Source organism: Prosthecobacter dejongeii, assembly GCF_014203045.1.
Taxonomy (GTDB): Bacteria; Verrucomicrobiota; Verrucomicrobiia; order Verrucomicrobiales; family Verrucomicrobiaceae; genus Prosthecobacter; species Prosthecobacter dejongeii.
Genome location: NZ_JACHIF010000005.1, coordinates 201405 through 217721 on the forward strand (window position 1 = coordinate 201405; position 16317 = coordinate 217721).

Annotated in this window: 12 protein-coding genes; 7 read left to right on the forward strand and 5 right to left on the reverse strand. The window is 58.1% G+C overall.

The genetic code is table 11. The features are described from left to right. The first annotated feature begins 203 nt into the window (after nucleotides 1–203). The 4 genes from HNQ64_RS13475 (at nucleotide 204) to HNQ64_RS13490 (ending at nucleotide 9701) form a co-directional block, all read left to right on the forward strand. On the forward strand, nucleotides 204–1073 hold the full coding sequence (locus HNQ64_RS13475; protein WP_184209436.1) for a LysR substrate-binding domain-containing protein: 870 nt from the start codon (nucleotides 204–206) through the stop codon (nucleotides 1071–1073). Between the two features lie 103 nt (nucleotides 1074–1176). Beyond that, nucleotides 1177–7662, forward strand: coding sequence for a DUF1800 family protein (locus HNQ64_RS13480; RefSeq protein ID WP_184209438.1), 6486 nt, complete (start codon nucleotides 1177–1179; stop codon nucleotides 7660–7662). Nucleotides 7663–7699: 37 nt separating this feature from the next. After that, nucleotides 7700–9112 (forward strand): DUF1501 domain-containing protein, encoded by a 1413-nt coding sequence (locus tag HNQ64_RS13485; protein WP_184209439.1) that lies wholly within the window; start codon nucleotides 7700–7702, stop codon nucleotides 9110–9112. A 22-nt stretch (nucleotides 9113–9134) separates the two neighbouring features. After that, complete coding sequence (locus tag HNQ64_RS13490) at nucleotides 9135–9701, forward strand: hypothetical protein (RefSeq protein WP_184209441.1); 567 nt, start codon at nucleotides 9135–9137, stop codon at nucleotides 9699–9701. 20 nt (nucleotides 9702–9721) lie between these two features. Here HNQ64_RS13490 and HNQ64_RS13495 read toward each other — a convergent pair whose 3' ends face one another. Then, nucleotides 9722–10771: a ComEC/Rec2 family competence protein gene (locus tag HNQ64_RS13495; RefSeq protein ID WP_184209443.1), complete on the reverse strand. Its 1050-nt coding sequence runs from the start codon at nucleotides 10769–10771 to the stop codon at nucleotides 9722–9724. Nucleotides 10772–10834: 63 nt separating this feature from the next. Beyond that, nucleotides 10835–11236, reverse strand: coding sequence for an NINE protein (locus HNQ64_RS13500; protein WP_184209445.1), 402 nt, complete (start codon nucleotides 11234–11236; stop codon nucleotides 10835–10837). Nucleotides 11237–11369: 133 nt separating this feature from the next. Here HNQ64_RS13500 and HNQ64_RS13505 point away from each other — a divergent pair, with 133 nt between their 5' ends. Beyond that, the gene (locus HNQ64_RS13505) at nucleotides 11370–12728 is read left to right on the forward strand and encodes an arylsulfatase B (protein WP_184209447.1); all 1359 of its coding nucleotides are present in this window, start codon (nucleotides 11370–11372) and stop codon (nucleotides 12726–12728) included. A gap of 24 nt (nucleotides 12729–12752) precedes the next feature. On the opposite strand, the gene gcvH is transcribed toward HNQ64_RS13505, so the two are convergent. The 3 genes from gcvH to HNQ64_RS13520 are packed head-to-tail and all read right to left on the reverse strand — an operon-like array spanning nucleotide 12753 to nucleotide 14400. Further along, on the reverse strand, nucleotides 12753–13130 hold the full coding sequence (gcvH, locus tag HNQ64_RS13510; RefSeq protein WP_184209449.1) for a glycine cleavage system protein GcvH: 378 nt from the start codon (nucleotides 13128–13130) through the stop codon (nucleotides 12753–12755). 30 nt (nucleotides 13131–13160) lie between these two features. Next, nucleotides 13161–13757: a 3-isopropylmalate dehydratase small subunit gene (leuD, locus tag HNQ64_RS13515; protein WP_184209451.1), complete on the reverse strand. Its 597-nt coding sequence runs from the start codon at nucleotides 13755–13757 to the stop codon at nucleotides 13161–13163. 37 nt (nucleotides 13758–13794) lie between these two features. Then, the gene (locus HNQ64_RS13520) at nucleotides 13795–14400 is read right to left on the reverse strand and encodes a hypothetical protein (protein WP_184209453.1); all 606 of its coding nucleotides are present in this window, start codon (nucleotides 14398–14400) and stop codon (nucleotides 13795–13797) included. A 129-nt stretch (nucleotides 14401–14529) separates the two neighbouring features. Here HNQ64_RS13520 and HNQ64_RS13525 point away from each other — a divergent pair, with 129 nt between their 5' ends. Both HNQ64_RS13525 and HNQ64_RS13530 read left to right on the forward strand, forming a co-directional pair. Further along, nucleotides 14530–14742 (forward strand): hypothetical protein, encoded by a 213-nt coding sequence (locus tag HNQ64_RS13525; protein WP_184209455.1) that lies wholly within the window; start codon nucleotides 14530–14532, stop codon nucleotides 14740–14742. Nucleotides 14743–14798: 56 nt separating this feature from the next. Further along, a complete protein-coding gene (locus HNQ64_RS13530) occupies nucleotides 14799–16220 on the forward strand; it encodes a class II fumarate hydratase (protein ID WP_184209457.1) in 1422 nt (473 codons plus the stop codon). The last annotated feature ends 97 nt before the right edge of the window (nucleotides 16221–16317 follow it).

Genomic DNA, 16317 nt, shown 5'->3' on the forward strand with positions numbered 1-16317 from the left:
TGCGGCACGAATGTTTGGGAAGCCTTCGGGCAGTGAACAGCCTCCCCAGAGAAGCGGCTGCGACTTAGCCCCTCCTCGCTCCATGTCAACATCGTGCCTCCAGGGTTTCACCCTCAACGCCTTATATCACTGGCCGAAATGGGGAATGTCATGAATGCTTGTGCAAGTCTCCGCTTTTTGGTTGGCTCCTTTCAGCACCCTTCATGAACTTTCGCGATCTTGAATACCTCGTCGCAGTGGCAGAGCATGGGCACTTTGGGCAGGCGGCCCAGGCTTGCCATGTGAGCCAGAGCACCCTGAGCCTGCAGCTCCAGAAGCTGGAGGCGGACCTGGGCGTGCAGTTGGTGGAGCGGACAAATCGCCGTGTTGTCGTCACCCCCACAGGACTTGCCTTTGTGGCCAGAGCACGAGGCATCTTGCGTGCCCGCCAGGAAATGCTGGATGAGGCGGCGATCGAAGTGGGGCAGATGCCGCGAGAAATCAGCCTGGGCCTCATTCCCACCATCGCCCCGTATCGCCTGGGTGCGGTGCTTGCCGCCATGAAGTCTGCCTACCCAGAGACGGCCGTGCGCGTGGTGGAGGACGTGACGCATGCCCTCGAAAAAAGGGTGACTCAAGGCGGGCTAGATGCGGCCATCACCGCCACCCCGATCTTGGATTCTCTCCTGGAGGAGACGGTGCTGATGGATGACGAACTCCTCCTTGCGGTGCCGACCGAGCATGGATTGGCCGGAGCCAAACATCGTGTGTCCGCAGAAAGCCTGCGCACAGATCGTCTGCTGCTTTTGAAGGACGGCCATTGCCTGCGGGATCAAGTGCTGGATTTTTGCACCGCGCATGGAGGCGTGGGCCAGAATGAATCCATCGCCACCAGCATTGAGACCTTGATCGCCCTCATCCGCCACGGAGCGGGAGTTACCTTGATGCCTAAAATGGCCATCGCTGATCGTCCGCAGGTGGAGGGCGTGAAATTTCTGCGGCTGGAGCCCAGTCCAGTCCGCAGAGTGCGGCTGATCACGCGCAAAACATCGCGGTTAGGCCAGGTGCTGGCGCGTGTTTTTGGTCATGCTTGAGTGGTTATTCTTAAGGGTGGGTGGGGCAATATGTGACAATTGATTCATTCAGGATCAACCTATTGCGTGCGTTCCCTAAACATGCTAATTTCCATAATTCCGCATGAACAAGGCTCCCGCTTCGGTCATTGGTCTTTTATTGACCCTGGTTTCCTCACTCAATGCCCAGACGGGCGTGCTGCGGGAGGTGTGGACTCATCTGGATGGCGGGGCGGTGGCGGACCTCACGCTTTCGGCAGATTACCCGGGCAATCCCCTGCTGCGCACGGTGGATGCTAACTTTGCCGCACCGGTGAACTGGGCGGAGCGTTATGGTGTGCGCATGCGCGCCTACCTCACCCCTGCGGTCACGGGCAGCTACACGTTTTGGGTCAGCGGAGATGATAATTGCGAACTTTGGCTGAGCACGGATGACCAAGCGGCTAACAAAGTGCGTGTCGCGCAGGTGCCTGGCTGGACCGAGGCGCAGCGGTGGACCAAATTTGCCGAGCAAAAGTCTGCCCCCATTTCTTTGCAGGCAGGGCAGCGTTATTACATCGAGGCGCTGATGAAGGAAGGCTACGGGGGTGATAGCCTAGCCGTCGCCTGGGCCACTTCTCCCACGGCCACCCCGCAGGTGATTCCGGGGGCAGTGCTCACGCCCTTCGAGGTGCCTGCAAGCATCCCCTCTGGGCTCTTGGTGGAGGCGGGTAAGCCCGTCACGCAATACGCGCCTAACTACACGGTGGAGCTGGCAGCTCAGGCCCTGAATGTGGCGGATGCGAATGTCTCCCCGACAATCCAGTGGACGCAAGTGAGCGGCCCTACGGCGACGATCGCGACGGCAGATGCAGCCACTACTCCAGTGAGCCTGACACGCGCGGGGGTGTATGTTTTTCGCGCCACCGCGAGTCACTCTGGCAATACCGCCTCTGATGACGTGACGGTGACCATTCAGCCACCTTTGGCGGCAGATGCTGGCAAAGCTTTGGCAGACTATTGGTTCGGCGTGGATGGCAATACGGTGGCCTCGCTTTCGCGGAGCCTGGACTACCCAAACTTCCCGCATGCTCATCGCCAGGTCAGCACGCTGACCCAGACGCAAAGCCTCGCTGAGCAATACGGGCAGCGGGTGCGTGGCTTTATCCTGGTGCCCGTGACGGGGAGTTATCGGTTCTTCATGGCAGCCAGTAAGAAGGCTGAGTTTCATCTGAGCACGGATGCGACTACAGCCAATCTGCAACTGCGGGCTGCTGTGACCACGGCGGTGAATGCGACGGATTTTGCCAACCATGCTGCGCAGGCTTCCCCGGCCATCACGCTCACTGCCGGGCAAAAGTATGCCTTTGAAATCCGCCACAAAGAGGACTGGGGCACGGACCACTGCACGGTGATGTGGCAGCAACCGGGACAGGACTACCTGAGCGAGATTACCGGAGAGTATCTGTCCCCCCCCAGCGACGCCGCAGCGGTGATCGCTGGAACGCAGGAGTTTGATCTCAGCCATGACTACCTGCTGAATGCTGGGCGGGATGTGGTGCTGCACATGCCGAGGAACTCCGTCTCATTCAGTGCGTATGAATCCCGCCGCATCTGGGGGGCAGATACGCCCACGCGTGTCTGGTCCCAGGTCAGTGGTCCCAAGGGAGTCCTGTTTTCTGCCGCCGATGCTGCACAGACCCTGGCCACCTTTCCCAAAGTGGGTGTTTATGTGCTGCGTTACAGCGTGACCACGCTGAACAATACCAGCACGGATGAAGTGACCGTGGAGGTGAAAGCCCCCCTCAATGCGCAGGTGGGAGCGCTGACCCGCCAAGTGTGGTGGGACAAGCAGTATGCGACCCTCGATGCTCTGCGGGCAGACCCGGCTTTCCCAAATTTCCCTGACATCACGGATGCCGTGTCAGATCTCAAACAGCCCAATAGCTGGGCAGACCGCTATGCGACTCGGGTCACCGGCATTTTAAATGTGCCCGCAGGTGGGCCAGATCCCGTGAACTATGTTTTTTATGTCTCGGGAGATGATGCGGTCGAGTTTTCGATCAGTACCGATGCGACGATGGCTAATTTACGCAAAGTTTGTTACGCCACCACGGCCAGTGGCCGTGAGGTGTGGACGAACGAAGCTTCCCAGACCTCAGCCCCCATCGCTCTGAAACCTGGTGGGCGCTATTATGTGGAGCTACTGCACAAAGAGACCTGGAGCAGTGACTACTTTGCGGTGGCCTGGAGTCCCGAGGGAGATCGTCGGCCGAAGGTGATCGAGGGTAGCTACCTGGAGCCCAGCCAGAAAGCGCCTGCCTTTGATCCCACGCTGACCTTTTATGCGAGAGCTGGCAAGGACCGCACCTACTGGTGGCCACATGATCGCACGCGCCTGGCAGGCTCCTGGATCAAGGCTCTCAGCTCGGATAAAACCCCGACGGCTCTCTGGAAGCAATTGTCTGGCCCTAAAAGCACGGTGGTGGAGCCAGCGAGCCTAACCAGTGAAGTGATTTTTAGTGCCGCAGGGATTTACACTTACGAGTTGGCTGTTATGGAAGGTGCATACACGCATCGGGACACGGTGGTGATCACCTTGGCCGCGCCTTTGGCCAAGACGACGGGCGCTTTGACAAGGTCTGTGTGGCTGGATGTGGAGGGCATCACCTTACCAGATCTGTTCACTTATGACCCGGCGCTGGCATACCCGCACTTTGAGGATTTGCTGCCTGGGGTGGAGCCTCCGAGCAACTGGGCCGACTACTATGGCACGCGCTTGAAAGGCAGCCTCATGGTGCCTGTGAGCGGGTCTTATACCTTTTGGATCGCCTCAGACGATGCTTCCGAGCTGAAGCTGGATCTCAATGATGGGCAGGGCATTCGCCGGGTCGCTTATCTGGACAGTGCCGTGTACAATTCGCGGGATTGGGATCGTCGTGCCTCGCAGAAATCAGCCACGCTGAGCCTCACGGCGGGGGTGCCTTATCCCGTGGAGATTTTGCATAAAGAACGGGATTCTTCAGACTACCTCGCCGTGGCCATGGACGGTCCTGGCACCAATGGCCGTGAGGTTGTGTCGCGTGGATTTTTGATTCCAGAGCGCGTGGTCCCTGCTTTCAATCCTGAGATCACAGTGGCGCTAGGCACAGACCGCACAGTGCTGTGGCCACAGAATGAGCTGGCCCTGGCCGCTCTGGTGTATGATTTGAAAGCAGGACCGAAAGCCCTGAGTTACCAGTGGTCTTCGAAGTCGGCGAAGGTCTCCTTTGACAACAAAGCGAGTCCGGTGGCGAGGGTGAAGTTTTCCGGTCCTGGCGTTTATGAAATCAAGATGACGGCCACGGATGGCACGAGCACGGGGACTGATACGCTGCTGGTGACGGTGCAGAATCCACTCGCTGCCAAAGCGGGTGGTCTGCTGCGTGAAACGTGGACGGGTGTCACGGGATATCAGTTGGTGAATCTCACCAATTCGGCTGCCTACAAGGGCAAGCCTAACCACAGCGATCTTTTGCCCAATTTGGAGACGCCCAGCAACTGGGGTGATAACTATGGGCAGCGGCTCACTGGTTTCTTGCAAGTGCCCATCGAAGGAGACTACGTTTTCCTTTTGGCCAGTGATGAAGAGAGTGCTTTTTGGTTGAACCCCCAAGGAGATGCGGCAGCGGGTGCACAAAAGATCTGCTCCACGCCTTACGCCACAGGTCGGTATAACTGGACAAGGTATGCTTCGCAAAAGTCGGCAGTGCTGCACCTCGTGCCAGGCACTCGTTATTATGTGCAGGCGCTGCATAAGGAGGGTGGCAGCGATGATTATTTCGCGGTGGCTTATCGGTTAGCTTCGCAGACGGATGCGGAGGCGCAGGTGATTCCTGGGGCTCTGCTGAGCCCGCCGGATGGTGTCACGGCCAGTGCCTTCGACGGTGAGATGATCGTGAAGGCAGGGGAGCCTCAGAGCAGTTACTGGCCGAAAAATCGGTTTAGCCTCAAAGGTTCAGCGGTGGATTATGTGCCGGGACCGCAGGCGATGGCGTATCGTTGGTCCATCCTCAGCGGCCCCAAGGGCACCGCGATCTTTGACCATCCTACGGCCCTAACCACGGATGTGGAATTGCCAGCGGCAGGAACCTACAAACTGCAACTGACCGCCACGGATGGCGTGAATACCCGCTCTGCGGAGGTCACGCTGACATTGGCTGCGGCCATCGCACCAGGGACAGGTTCAATCTTGGCGGAGACCTTCAATGGCATCAATGGCAGCTGGGTCACGGACTTGATGGCCTCGCCCAAATTCCCGAACAACCCAGACTCACGCGTGCAACTGCCACGTGCTGAGATCCCTTCTAACAAAGGGGAAAACTACGGCATGCTGCTGCGCGGCTACCTACATCCGCCAGTGACAGGCATCTATCGTTTTAACTTGGCATCGGATGATTGGAGCGAGGTGCACCTCAGCACAGACCGCACGCCCGAGAAGAAAGAACTCGCCTGCTTTGTCCCGGCGGGGACGGATTACTATGAGTGGCGCAAGTTCCCTGACTATCAGCTTTCTCGCCCGATCTCGCTGACGAAGGGCAAGAGCTACTACGTGGAGATTCGGTTCAAGGAATCCGGCTGGCGTGATCACTTGGCGCTGGCTTGGTTGTTGCCTGGAGCGACTGCCTTTGAGGTGATTGACGGGCCTTTCCTCTCGCCGTTTCAACTTGCCGATAAGCAGCCTCCGACCATCACCCTCACGGGTGGCAGCAGTGTGATCATTCCGGTGGGCGGAAGCTATGTGGACCCTGGCTTCAGCGCGCAGGATTTGGAAGATGGCAACCTCACAGGATCTGTCACCACGCAAGGCACGGTGGACACGTCCAAACCGGGTACTTACACGCTTCGTTATGTCGTTACCGATTCATCGGGCAACCAGTCGGTGATCGCGACGCGGCAGGTCACCGTAGCGGTGGCTGAAGGCACGGAGCCAACGTATCCCGCAGATGCCAGCGGTAGCCATGTGGCAAGCCCCTGGACAGCCCCGGCAACGATCACGGATGATCTGGAAGCGGCGCGGTTCCTGAAACAGGCGACCTTTGGCCCTTCGGAAGCGGACATTGCCCGTGTGAAGCAGATGGGCTTCTCCAAGTGGATCGATGAACAATTGGCGCTGCCCGTGACTTCGCATCTGGAGCACCTGGATCGCATAGCTTTGTTTGAAGGTGCCCAGGAGCGGTTGCTGGAGCTCTCTCGCACGGCCAATACCTTGGGCCTACCTGGGGCCGTGATGCCGATGACAAATACCCCGCTGGAGACAGAAGATCGGCTTTACAGTTGGTGGACCATCGCAGCGACGGCACCGGACCAGTTGCGGCAGCGTGTGGCCTTGGCATTAAGTGAGATTTTGGTCATCTCAGACCGCAACGGCGCACTGCGCAATTACCCGCGCGGCTGCACGAACTACTACGACCTGCTGGCCCGCAGCGTGGCTCCAGGCGTGCCTTACCGCAAGCTGCTGGAGGATGTGACTTTTAACCCTATGATGGGGGTGTGGCTGACGATGGTGCGCAGCTCCAAAACGCAGCCGGATGAAAACTATCCGCGTGAGATCATGCAGCTCTTCAGCATCGGGCTTGAGCACCTGAACAAGGATGGGACGCTGAAGCGCAATAGCGCAGGCAATGCGATTCCGACCTATTCGCAGAATGAGATTTTGGAGCTTTCGCGCGCCTTCACCGGGTGGACGTTTAATAACTCGCGCAGCTTCACCTGGAGTGGCAATGCCACGGATGAAATCAACCCGATGATGTCGTTTGAAGACGCGCATGACCGGGGGCAGAAAGTCATCGTGGGTGGGGCCACGATACCCGCAGGGCAAACGGCACTCCAGGATGTGCGCCGCTGCTTGGACATCCTCGCGGCGCATCCCAACGTGGGGCCTTTCATCAGCAAACGATTGATCCAACGTCTGGTCACCAGCAATCCCAGCCCCGCCTATCTCTTCCGCGTCTCGAAGGTCTGGGATGACAATGGCAAAGGGGTGCGTGGAGACATCGGCGCGGTGGTGAAGGCCATCTTGCTGGATGCAGAAGCACGCACGCTGAATGCGGCTCCCGGTGCAGGCAAAATGAGTGAGCCGATGATCCGCCTAGCCCGTGTGCTGCGGGCTTTGCCCAAACCGCCGAACAGCAACCCACCTGTGCTGGGCCGCTATGTGATGTGGAATGCGAGCGACGAGCTGGGCCAGTGGCCGATGCAGGCCCCGACGGTCTTCAATTTCTTCAACCCGACCTATTCACCTCCTGGCGCTCTCCTGGATGCTGGACTGGCAGCGCCCGAGTATGAGATCACCACGGAGCTGACGGTGACGGACACGGCGAACTACTTCTTTGAAGGCGTGACCAATGGATTTTACGCGAACCAAGGCGGGCGCGTGGGCTTGGACCTGCTGCCGCTGACCAGCGTGTGGAATACCCCTGAGGTGCTGTTGAGTAAATTGGAGACCCTTTTGTTAGGTCGCTCTATGTCGGCAGGCCTGCGGGCCTCTTTGATGAACCTTCACGCGCTCCACATCGCCAATGCCAACAATGGGGTGAAGGTGATGCTGCAACTGATCACGGCCTCGCCTGAATTTTCCACCGAGCGTTGATTTATCCTTCTTATCGACCTTTTTTCCTTTTGCGCCCATGACACCGAACGAAATGCCCACGCTCCTCACCCGGCGGAACTTTTTGGGCCGCAGTGCGTGCTCGGCCATGTCCACGACCTGCCTGCTGAATACCATCCTGACGCTGCGCCACATGAATGCGCAGGCGGCAGATGTGCTGGCCCCAGGGACACCGTATAAGGCCATCGTCTGTGTCTTCTTGTATGGGGGGAATGACTCCAACAATCTGCTGATGCCCCGCGAGTCCTCGGCCCATGCGAAGTATGCCGCCAGCCGCACGGTGCTGACGATCCCTCAAGCGAACATTTTAGCGCTTAACACGCTGAATGACAATGGCCTGAACCTGGGGCTGCATCCTTCCATGACAGGCTGCCGAGACTTGTACAATCAAGGCAAGCTGGCGCTGATGTCGAATGTGGGCACGCTCATTGCCCCGGCGACCTTGCAAGACTATCATAACCGCACGGCAGCCATTCCGGACAACCTGTTTTCCCACAGTGACCAGCAGGTGCAGTGGCAGACCTCTGCCAGCACCATGAATGCCGCGTATAACCAGACGGGCTGGGGCGCTAGGATGGCGGAGGCGCTGGTGGGCACGCAGGAGCGCACGTCGGTTTCGATGCTGGTATCTCTGAGCGGAACGAATTTCTTCCAGGTCGGCAAGACGATGCTGCCCTTCCGTCCAGGTCCAGGTGGTACCCCGGTGTTTCGGCTGGGGCAGGGGAGCAGCAGTCAGGATGTGTCACGCTACACGGCCTTCCGCAACATCTTGAATGCGGAGTATGCGAACCTGATGGAGGACGCTTTTGCCGACCTTTCCAACAAGTCCATCATCGAGGCGGATACGATCAATGCAGCTCTGCAAGGCACGTCGAATTTTCCCACCATCCCGGCGAACAATGACCTGGGGGAGCAACTCCGCACGGTGGCGAAGATGATCCAGGCGCAGGGGCCGCTGGGTATCACGCGGCAAATTTTCTTCGTGGCCACGGGTGGTTTTGACACGCATGGGCCGCAGCTCGATGATCACGCAGGTTTGTTAGGCCGGGTGAGCGCGGCAATGAAGGGCTTTCAAGATGGGCTCGAAAGCATCGGCATGGGAGATGCGGTGACGAGCTTCACAGCCTCGGACTTTAACCGCACGTATGATTCCAACGGACGTGGTTCTGACCATGGTTGGGGTGGGCATCACATGATCATGGGTGGCGGTGTGAATGGGCAGAAAGTCTATGGCAGCTTCCCAGACCCAGACATCACCGTGGCAGGCAATCCGCTGGATACAGGGCGTGGCCGCTGGGTGCCGACCACTGCGGTGGATCAATATGCCGCGACGATGGCGAAGTGGTTTGGCCTCTCCGACTCACAGATTCGGGATGTGTTCCCGAACATCCTGAACTTTGACGCTAATTTAGGTTTCATGAAAGCGGCGTGAGGTGAGGCTAAGATTGTTCGTTGTGAAATCATTCCTTCGTCCTTTCGCTTTCATTTTGCTGCTGCTTCTGGCGGTCTTGTTTGGGCTCATGCTTGGCAAAAGTGGTGGCATTGGGGGATTATGGGCGGGTGTGCAAACATGGTTAGGTCAAAAACAAGAGAGTCTGCAGCCGGAAGATCCGGCGCTGAAGGCGGGCCTGCCCGTGCCAGATCCTGCGGCGGGTCTGCCGCCTGGGCCGCTGAATGATTTACTCAAACCCGATCTCACCCCGGAGCAGCAGACGACCATCGTGGGGCAAATGCTGGTGGATTATTGGACAACGGTGCGCTCTCTGCCCAACGGCACTTGGCAAGAGGTGTGTGACCAACTGGCTGGGGGCAATCGCAAGAATCTAGCCCTGGTGCCCAAGGAGCATCCGGCGCTGCAAAAAGAGGCCTTCCGCTCTGCTCCTGAAGCGCCAGGCATCCGCCTTCACGTGATCTCCAGCAGCGGCTGTGCGTTCCAGCTCGTTTACGATGGGCCGGACGGGCTGCCTTACACGAAGGATGATCTGGTGCGGAATTTCCCACCCGATCTGGAGTTTAAGTGAAGCTCGATGACTCAGGTGTCTTACTTGGCGCGTGTTTGATACGTGCGGGAGTGAGACTGCGAGGGCACGGCGAGGGTGTAACTTTTGGAGTCGGTACTGACGGTGCAGTGGATGGGATGTGCGGTACAGGCTTCGCCGGGATCACCGTGATTCGCGATCATGGTTTTATCGGTCGTGTTTTCGTGATCCTCGCGAATGTTTTCGTGGACCTGATACATGGCAATAAGGCTAGGCGCAGACTTCAGGGCATCCAGAGCGGATTTGCTAGTGCCCTTTTTGGGCCCGTTGTTCATGACGGAAACGGTGGGCTGCAGGCTGCGGATGAGGACGGGATTGTTGCTGCTATCGAGACCGTGATGGTTCACCTGATAGAGATCCACCGTCCCGACAAGATTGATCGGCGTGACGAGCTTTTCCTCCACATTCCAGGTGAGGTCACCGCCATCAAAGAACCGGAAATCACCGAACTGAAGCAAGAGGACCACGCTGTTGGCATTGTCACTCGGGTCCACGGCTTTGGGGGGAACGCTGCCTGTGAGTGGATTGCGTGGCGCATCGGTTGGGGCCGTGATGAACTTTTGGTTAGCGCCTAGGCAGCGCAGACTGAGCTTGGGGCAGCCAGCGGTTTGTTTTAAGGGCAGTTCGTCACCAGCGGCCAGAGTCACGCGTTTTTCTACCTTCGCGCTCAGGTAAGGGCGTCTCATGAGGGCCCAGCGCATGTCTTGCGGTTTGCCATCGGGGCTGCCCTCGGGCACGCCTTTGTCATAAAGAGTCCCGATGGGCATGAGCTCGGCCAGCTCTGCTAAGCCGCCGAAGTGATCGGCATGGAAGTGGGTGATGACGACGTGGTCAATGCGCTTCAGGCCAGCGACCTGGGTGGCTACCTGCTGGATGCGCTGGGGATCGCGCCCGCCGGGATTGCCAGTATCCACAAGGATGGACTCGCCCTCTGGCGTGACGATGAGGGTGGAGCCGCCGCCTTCGGAATCAATCCAATAGAGATCCAGGGTGCCGTCCCGAGCGCTGACAAAAGAGAGAGAGGCCCAAAAGAGAAAGAGAAACAGTTTCATGCAGAGGCTTCACGCATGCACGGGGCTGTTTCTCTCTCCTAAGCAGGAAAAATTTGTGGCTCGTTAGCTTTTGCGGTTCAGTTCATCCAACTGACTGTTGAGCGTGCAGAAGTCATAGACCACCCCGATGAGGAATCCACCACCTGAGATGAGGTAAAGCAGGCCGGAGATCCACTTGCCCTGGTAAAAGCGGTGCACGCCAAAGATGCCGAGAAAGGTGAGCAGTATCCAGGCGGTGGAGTACTCATAAGGACCTGAGGTGTAGCGGGCGTCTGCCTTGCGGTCCATGCCGGGGATGAGGAAGAGGTCCACAATCCAGCCGATGAGGAAGAGACCCGCGGTGCAAAACCAGAGGATGCCGGTGGCGGGCTTGCCAAAGTAAAAACGATGAGCGCCTGTGAAACCGAAGATCCAGAGGATGTAGCCGAGGGCTTTATTATGAGTGGAGGTGGGAGCGATATTCATACCGAAGAGACAGTGTGGCTAAAGCCGATGAGGGCCACTGCAATATCGTGACTGGTTTGGAACGTGGTCGTGGGGTTGAATGACGGATCGAATTTCCTGCGAAATATGGGGCGGACGACTTCGTCTTTAGGGGATGCGTTTCTTGGCTTTTCTTTTCGTCCTGTTGCTGGCCTCGGCTGTGGTTCACGGGCAGACTCCCCGGCCTAACATACTGTTCATCGTTGCAGATGATCTGGGCTGGGCAGATGTGGGTTGGCATGGGGGATTTGGCAAAACACCGCACATGGACAAACTGGTGAAGGAAGGGGTGGAGCTGGACCAGCACTATGTGCAACCTGTCTGCACCCCCACACGCACGGCGCTGATGAGTGGCAGGTATCCGGGGCGCTTTGGCCCGCAGGCTCTGGCTCCGAGTAACCTGCGCGCCATGCCGCTGGGCACGCTGACGATGGCCTCCATGCTGAAATCTCTGGGCTACGCTACCTACCAGACGGGCAAGTGGCATCTGGGTGCGCGCGTGGAGTGGGGGCCGAATGCCTATGGCTTTGACCACGGCTATGGCACGCTGACTGGGGCGGCAGATCCATGGACGCACAAGTATCGTGTGGGTCCCTATGAGGACACTTGGCATCGCGATAGCAAGCTTTTCCATGAAGAGGGCAATGCCACCGAACTGGTGGCGGCTGAGGCGGTGCGGCGCATCGAGGAAAGTAAGGGGCCGTGGTTCATCTATGTGCCCTTCCATGCCGTGCACACGCCTGTGGATGCCCCTGAAGAATACAAGAAGCTCTATGAGGGCGTGAAGTTCCATGACGAGCCAGAAAAGCAGGACAGCCGGCTGCGCCTGGCGGCCATGGTTTCCCAGTTGGATGCAAAGATCGGCCAGATGGTGGCGGCCTTGGAAAAGACGGGGCAGCGGGAGCAGACGCTGATCATTTTCACCAGCGACAATGGCGGTATCGAATCTCTCAAGAATGCCTATGTGGGGAAGGTGGGGCACTCACCGCTGAACAGTGAAAACCATCCACTGCGGGGCCAAAAGAACACGCTTTATGAAGGCGGCACGCGGGTGTGCGCCTTTGCGAACTGGCCCGGGAAACTGTCGCCCCAGTTCTTCCGCACGCCCATGCATGCGGTGGATTGGATGCCTACGCTGGCCACCCTGGTCGGGTATGAGGCGAAGGGAGATCTGAAGTGGGATGGAGTGAGCCAGTGGCGGGCCCTGAGTGGAGAGATGGTTTTGCCTGCGGCACGCCCGATCTACATCGCTCATCGTTCCGGCGATGCATCGCTGCGGTATGGCGACTGGAAATTCATCTCACGGGCCAAGGGCAAGGCCGAGCTTTTTAACATCGCCAAAGACCCCTATGAAACAGAAAACCTTGCCGAGGTGAATCCCGCCAAGGTCGCTGAATGGGGAGAAAAGCTGGCGACTGAAAAAGCCAAGGATGACCCCAAGCTGCCGGTCGATTTAGAAGGGCTGCCGCACTAGACAGCACCCTTCTTTGCACACCTTTTAGCCGATGTGGGCTTTGTAGGCGGCCGCATCCATGAGAGAGGCGGCTTCATCGGCCTGGGCGATCTTGATTTTAAAGATCCATCCTGCGCCGTAGGGGTCGGTATTGATGAGACCGGGCTCGGCATTGAGGGCTTCATTCACCTCCACGATTTCACCACTCACGGGGGAGTAGATGTCACTGGCGGCCTTGACAGACTCCACCACGCAGACCTGCTGGCTTGCGGTGACGGGGCCCAGCTTGGGCAGGTCCACAAAGACCACGTCGGTCAGTTCCGCCTGGGCGTGGTCAGTGATGCCCACGGGGGAGATTTCCTGCGTGGGGTCCACCCACTCATGGGAATCGCGATAACGAAGCTGGTCGGGTACGGTGCTCATGATGGGTGGTTTGAAAGAGAGAAACCCGGCTTAGACCCAGCCCATGGCGCTCATGCGACCGTGGATGGCTTCCTTGGATTCGAGGAGTTCGGCGATGGGGTCCCACTTGCCGCTGGTCAGAGCTTCATGAGCGGTGGTGGGGATCTTCACGCTGAACGTGTCATCACCGAAGACGACGCGATTGTTTTCCACATCCACGGTGACTTCGATGGCGGGGTTGACTTCCACGGCAGCGGCCAGTTTGGCGATGTCTTCAGCGGAGGCAATCACGCAGGGGATGCCGAGGGTGGTGCAGTTGCCAAAAAAGATTTCGGCAAAGCTCTGGGCGATGACGGCCCTGAAGCCAAAACGATAGAGGGCCTGGGGGGCGTGCTCGCGGGAGCTGCCACAGCCGAAGTTCGTGCCGGAAAGCAGGATGGAGGCCCCTTTGAAGCGCGGGTCATCCAGGGGATGGCCGGTAGGTTTGCCGTCTTTATCGAAACGCACGTCGTAAAAAGCGAACTCACCCAGACCGTCAAAGGTGACGCACTTCATGAAGCGGGCAGGGATGATGCGGTCCGTATCAATATCGGAACCTGGGACGTGGACGGCAGTGCCGGAAACTTGGGTGATCTTTGCAAGAGCCATGGTGGAAAGGGAATGTATAGCAGGGAAGTGCCGCCGCTCAAGCCCCAACCCGCGCGCGGTGAAAGACGCAGCCGATCCCGGCCCCAAAGCCCAGCCCGTAGAAGAGACCCCAGGAAAGTTTCCCCATCAGCGCGGCCTGGGCGCGGTCCTTTTTGGTCAGATCTGCCAGATTATCTGGGCTGAGCCAGACATCATACATGGCCCAGTCACCAGCAAAGTAGCCTGCGGAATGGAGGCCAAACAAGGTCACGGCTGCTAAGAGCCAGCCCCGTGTGGAGCCCAAGATTTTCATGACGACATAGGTGAAGATGATGCTGCCTGCCGCTGCTCCCAGCCACTCCCCTGTGCGATTTTTAAACGCAAACCAAGCGATGCACCAGACGATGGCATAGAGGAAAAAGGCGGGCAAAAAAGCCTGATAAAATCGTCCGATGCTGCCTGCCAGCCGACCCAGTAACAGGCCGGAAAAACCTAAAAAGACCCCAGCAATAGCCGCATACATGGCCACTTCACCGCCGAAAGGAGCAAAGAACCTTCCGGCAAAAGCCCAGATGGAAAAAGCCGCTAGGCTGACCAGAGCGAAGCCGAGGGCCCCATGAAGGAGATCTTGCCAAAGAGGACGGGGTGAGGGTGTGGACATCATGAGTTCAACGTTCGGAAGGCTGCTGATCTTGGAGGCGGCTCAGCAGATGTCTCGGATCGTTTTTGGAAAATCTGCCGCGTACCGAAAACCATACGCGCAGATGTGGACATGACCGCGATGAAAGAGTGTATGAAAGACACGACTTTGACTCCAGTTCTAGCTGGCTCCGTGCTAGCTTTCACCTTGGTGATGGCGGCTATCGGTGCCAGCGATGCCGCTACCCCTTTCCCTGAAACCGTGGCCACCAAGCCGATCGGTAAGGACAAAGAAAAACCCATGATCGCCGTGGCTAAGAATGAGGAGAGTTCACGTTATCTCCAGCGGGTGGCCCAGACCCGTTAGTTTATATTCCTTCTTTTCGTCTTTTTGTATCGCGGCAGATCTGCCAGCATTCACCCATGACGATCCGCGTGGAAAAAGACAGCATGGGGGAAATGCCAGTGCCAGCGGATGCGCTGTATGGGGCCTCCACTCAGAGAGCAGTGCTCAATTTTCCAGTCAGCGGCCACCCCGTGCCGTTTCCCATCATTCACGCTTACGGCATCATCAAGGGAGTTGCCGCCCAGGTGCATCATCGGTTAGGCCTTCTAGCGAAGGAAAAGGCTGACCTCATTGAGCAGGCAGCACAGGAGGTCGCCGAAGGTAAGTTGGACGCTCATTTTGTTCTGGATATTTATCAGACCGGTTCGGGCACCAGCACGAACATGAATGTCAATGAGGTGATCGCCAATCGTGCCTGCCAATTAGCGGGGAAGCCCATCGGGGCCAAGGACCCGGTGCATCCGAATGATGATGTCAACATGGGTCAGTCCTCGAATGACACTTTTCCCACGGCCTTGCACATCGCTGCCGCGCGAGAAATGAATGAACGTTTGCTGCCTTCTCTGCGAGGGCTTCAGGCCAGTCTTGCCCAGAAAGGCGAGGCTTTTTGGGACGTGCTCAAAATTGGACGCACGCACCTGATGGACGCTACCCCCGTTCGGTTAGGCCAGGAGTTTAAGGGGTATGCGCGGCAGGTGGAACTGGGGGGAGAGCGTGTGCAAAGAGCCATTCAGGCGCTGGCAGAAATACCCCTGGGCGGCACGGCCGTGGGCACGGGTTTAAATCGGCATCCTGATTTTCCTGCTTTGGCGATTGCCGAGATCTCACGGCGCATAGGCCTGCCTTTTAGCCAGGCTCGAGACCCCTTTGAAAGCCAAGCGGCGCGGGATGCGCTGGTGGAGGTGAGCGGCCTACTCAAAACGCTGGCGACCAGTCTTTTTAAAATGGCCAATGATCTGCGGTGGCTGAGTTCTGGGCCCCAATGTGCCATCGGTGAAATCATCCTGCCCGCCACGCAGCCAGGCAGCAGCATCATGCCGGGCAAGGTGAATCCCGTGATGTCTGAAAGCCTGATGCAGGTGTGTGCGCGTGTTTTTGGCAATGATGCGACGGTCACCTGGTGTGCGGCTCAGGGAAACTTTGAGCTGAATGTGATGATGCCTGCCCTCGGGGCGGCTGTGCTGGAAAGCATCGCCCTGCTCTCTAGGGCTACCGCCTTATTGAATGAACGTTGCGTGCAGGGCATTGAGGCGAATAAAGCGCGGTGTCGGGATTTCATCGAGCGTAGCTTAGCTCTGGTGACGGGATTGAATGCGAAAATTGGTTATGATCGAGCGGCTGTGATTGCCAAGGAAAGTGCCCGCACCGGGGTGCCAGTGCGGCAAATATGTCAGCAGCAGCTCCAGGCCCTGGGCCTCACCCAAAAAGAGTTAGACGAAGCTCTAGACCCCGCCCGCATGTGCGGGCCAGATGCGTCTCTCCTTGGCGCGAGCTCCTGAAATATCGGCTTATTTCCCCCATCCTTCTCCATGGCAAAAGTTCAACTTCACGTTATGATGCTTCTGCTGTGCCGACTGCCTTTGCATCAGAGGTCGC

Coding starts and splice junctions, on each gene's coding strand:
- HNQ64_RS13475 (WP_184209436.1), top strand. CDS start 204: ATGAACTTTCGCGATCTTGAATACCTCGTCGCAGTGGCAGAGCATGGG.
- HNQ64_RS13480 (WP_184209438.1), top strand. CDS start 1,177: ATGAACAAGGCTCCCGCTTCGGTCATTGGTCTTTTATTGACCCTGGTT.
- HNQ64_RS13485 (WP_184209439.1), top strand. CDS start 7,700: ATGACACCGAACGAAATGCCCACGCTCCTCACCCGGCGGAACTTTTTG.
- HNQ64_RS13495 (WP_184209443.1), bottom strand. CDS start 10,771: ATGAAACTGTTTCTCTTTCTCTTTTGGGCCTCTCTCTCTTTTGTCAGC.
- HNQ64_RS13500 (WP_184209445.1), bottom strand. CDS start 11,236: ATGAATATCGCTCCCACCTCCACTCATAATAAAGCCCTCGGCTACATC.
- HNQ64_RS13505 (WP_184209447.1), top strand. CDS start 11,370: ATGCGTTTCTTGGCTTTTCTTTTCGTCCTGTTGCTGGCCTCGGCTGTG.
- gcvH (WP_184209449.1), bottom strand. CDS start 13,130: ATGAGCACCGTACCCGACCAGCTTCGTTATCGCGATTCCCATGAGTGG.
- leuD (WP_184209451.1), bottom strand. CDS start 13,757: ATGGCTCTTGCAAAGATCACCCAAGTTTCCGGCACTGCCGTCCACGTC.
- HNQ64_RS13520 (WP_184209453.1), bottom strand. CDS start 14,400: ATGATGTCCACACCCTCACCCCGTCCTCTTTGGCAAGATCTCCTTCAT.
- HNQ64_RS13525 (WP_184209455.1), top strand. CDS start 14,530: ATGAAAGACACGACTTTGACTCCAGTTCTAGCTGGCTCCGTGCTAGCT.
- HNQ64_RS13530 (WP_184209457.1), top strand. CDS start 14,799: ATGACGATCCGCGTGGAAAAAGACAGCATGGGGGAAATGCCAGTGCCA.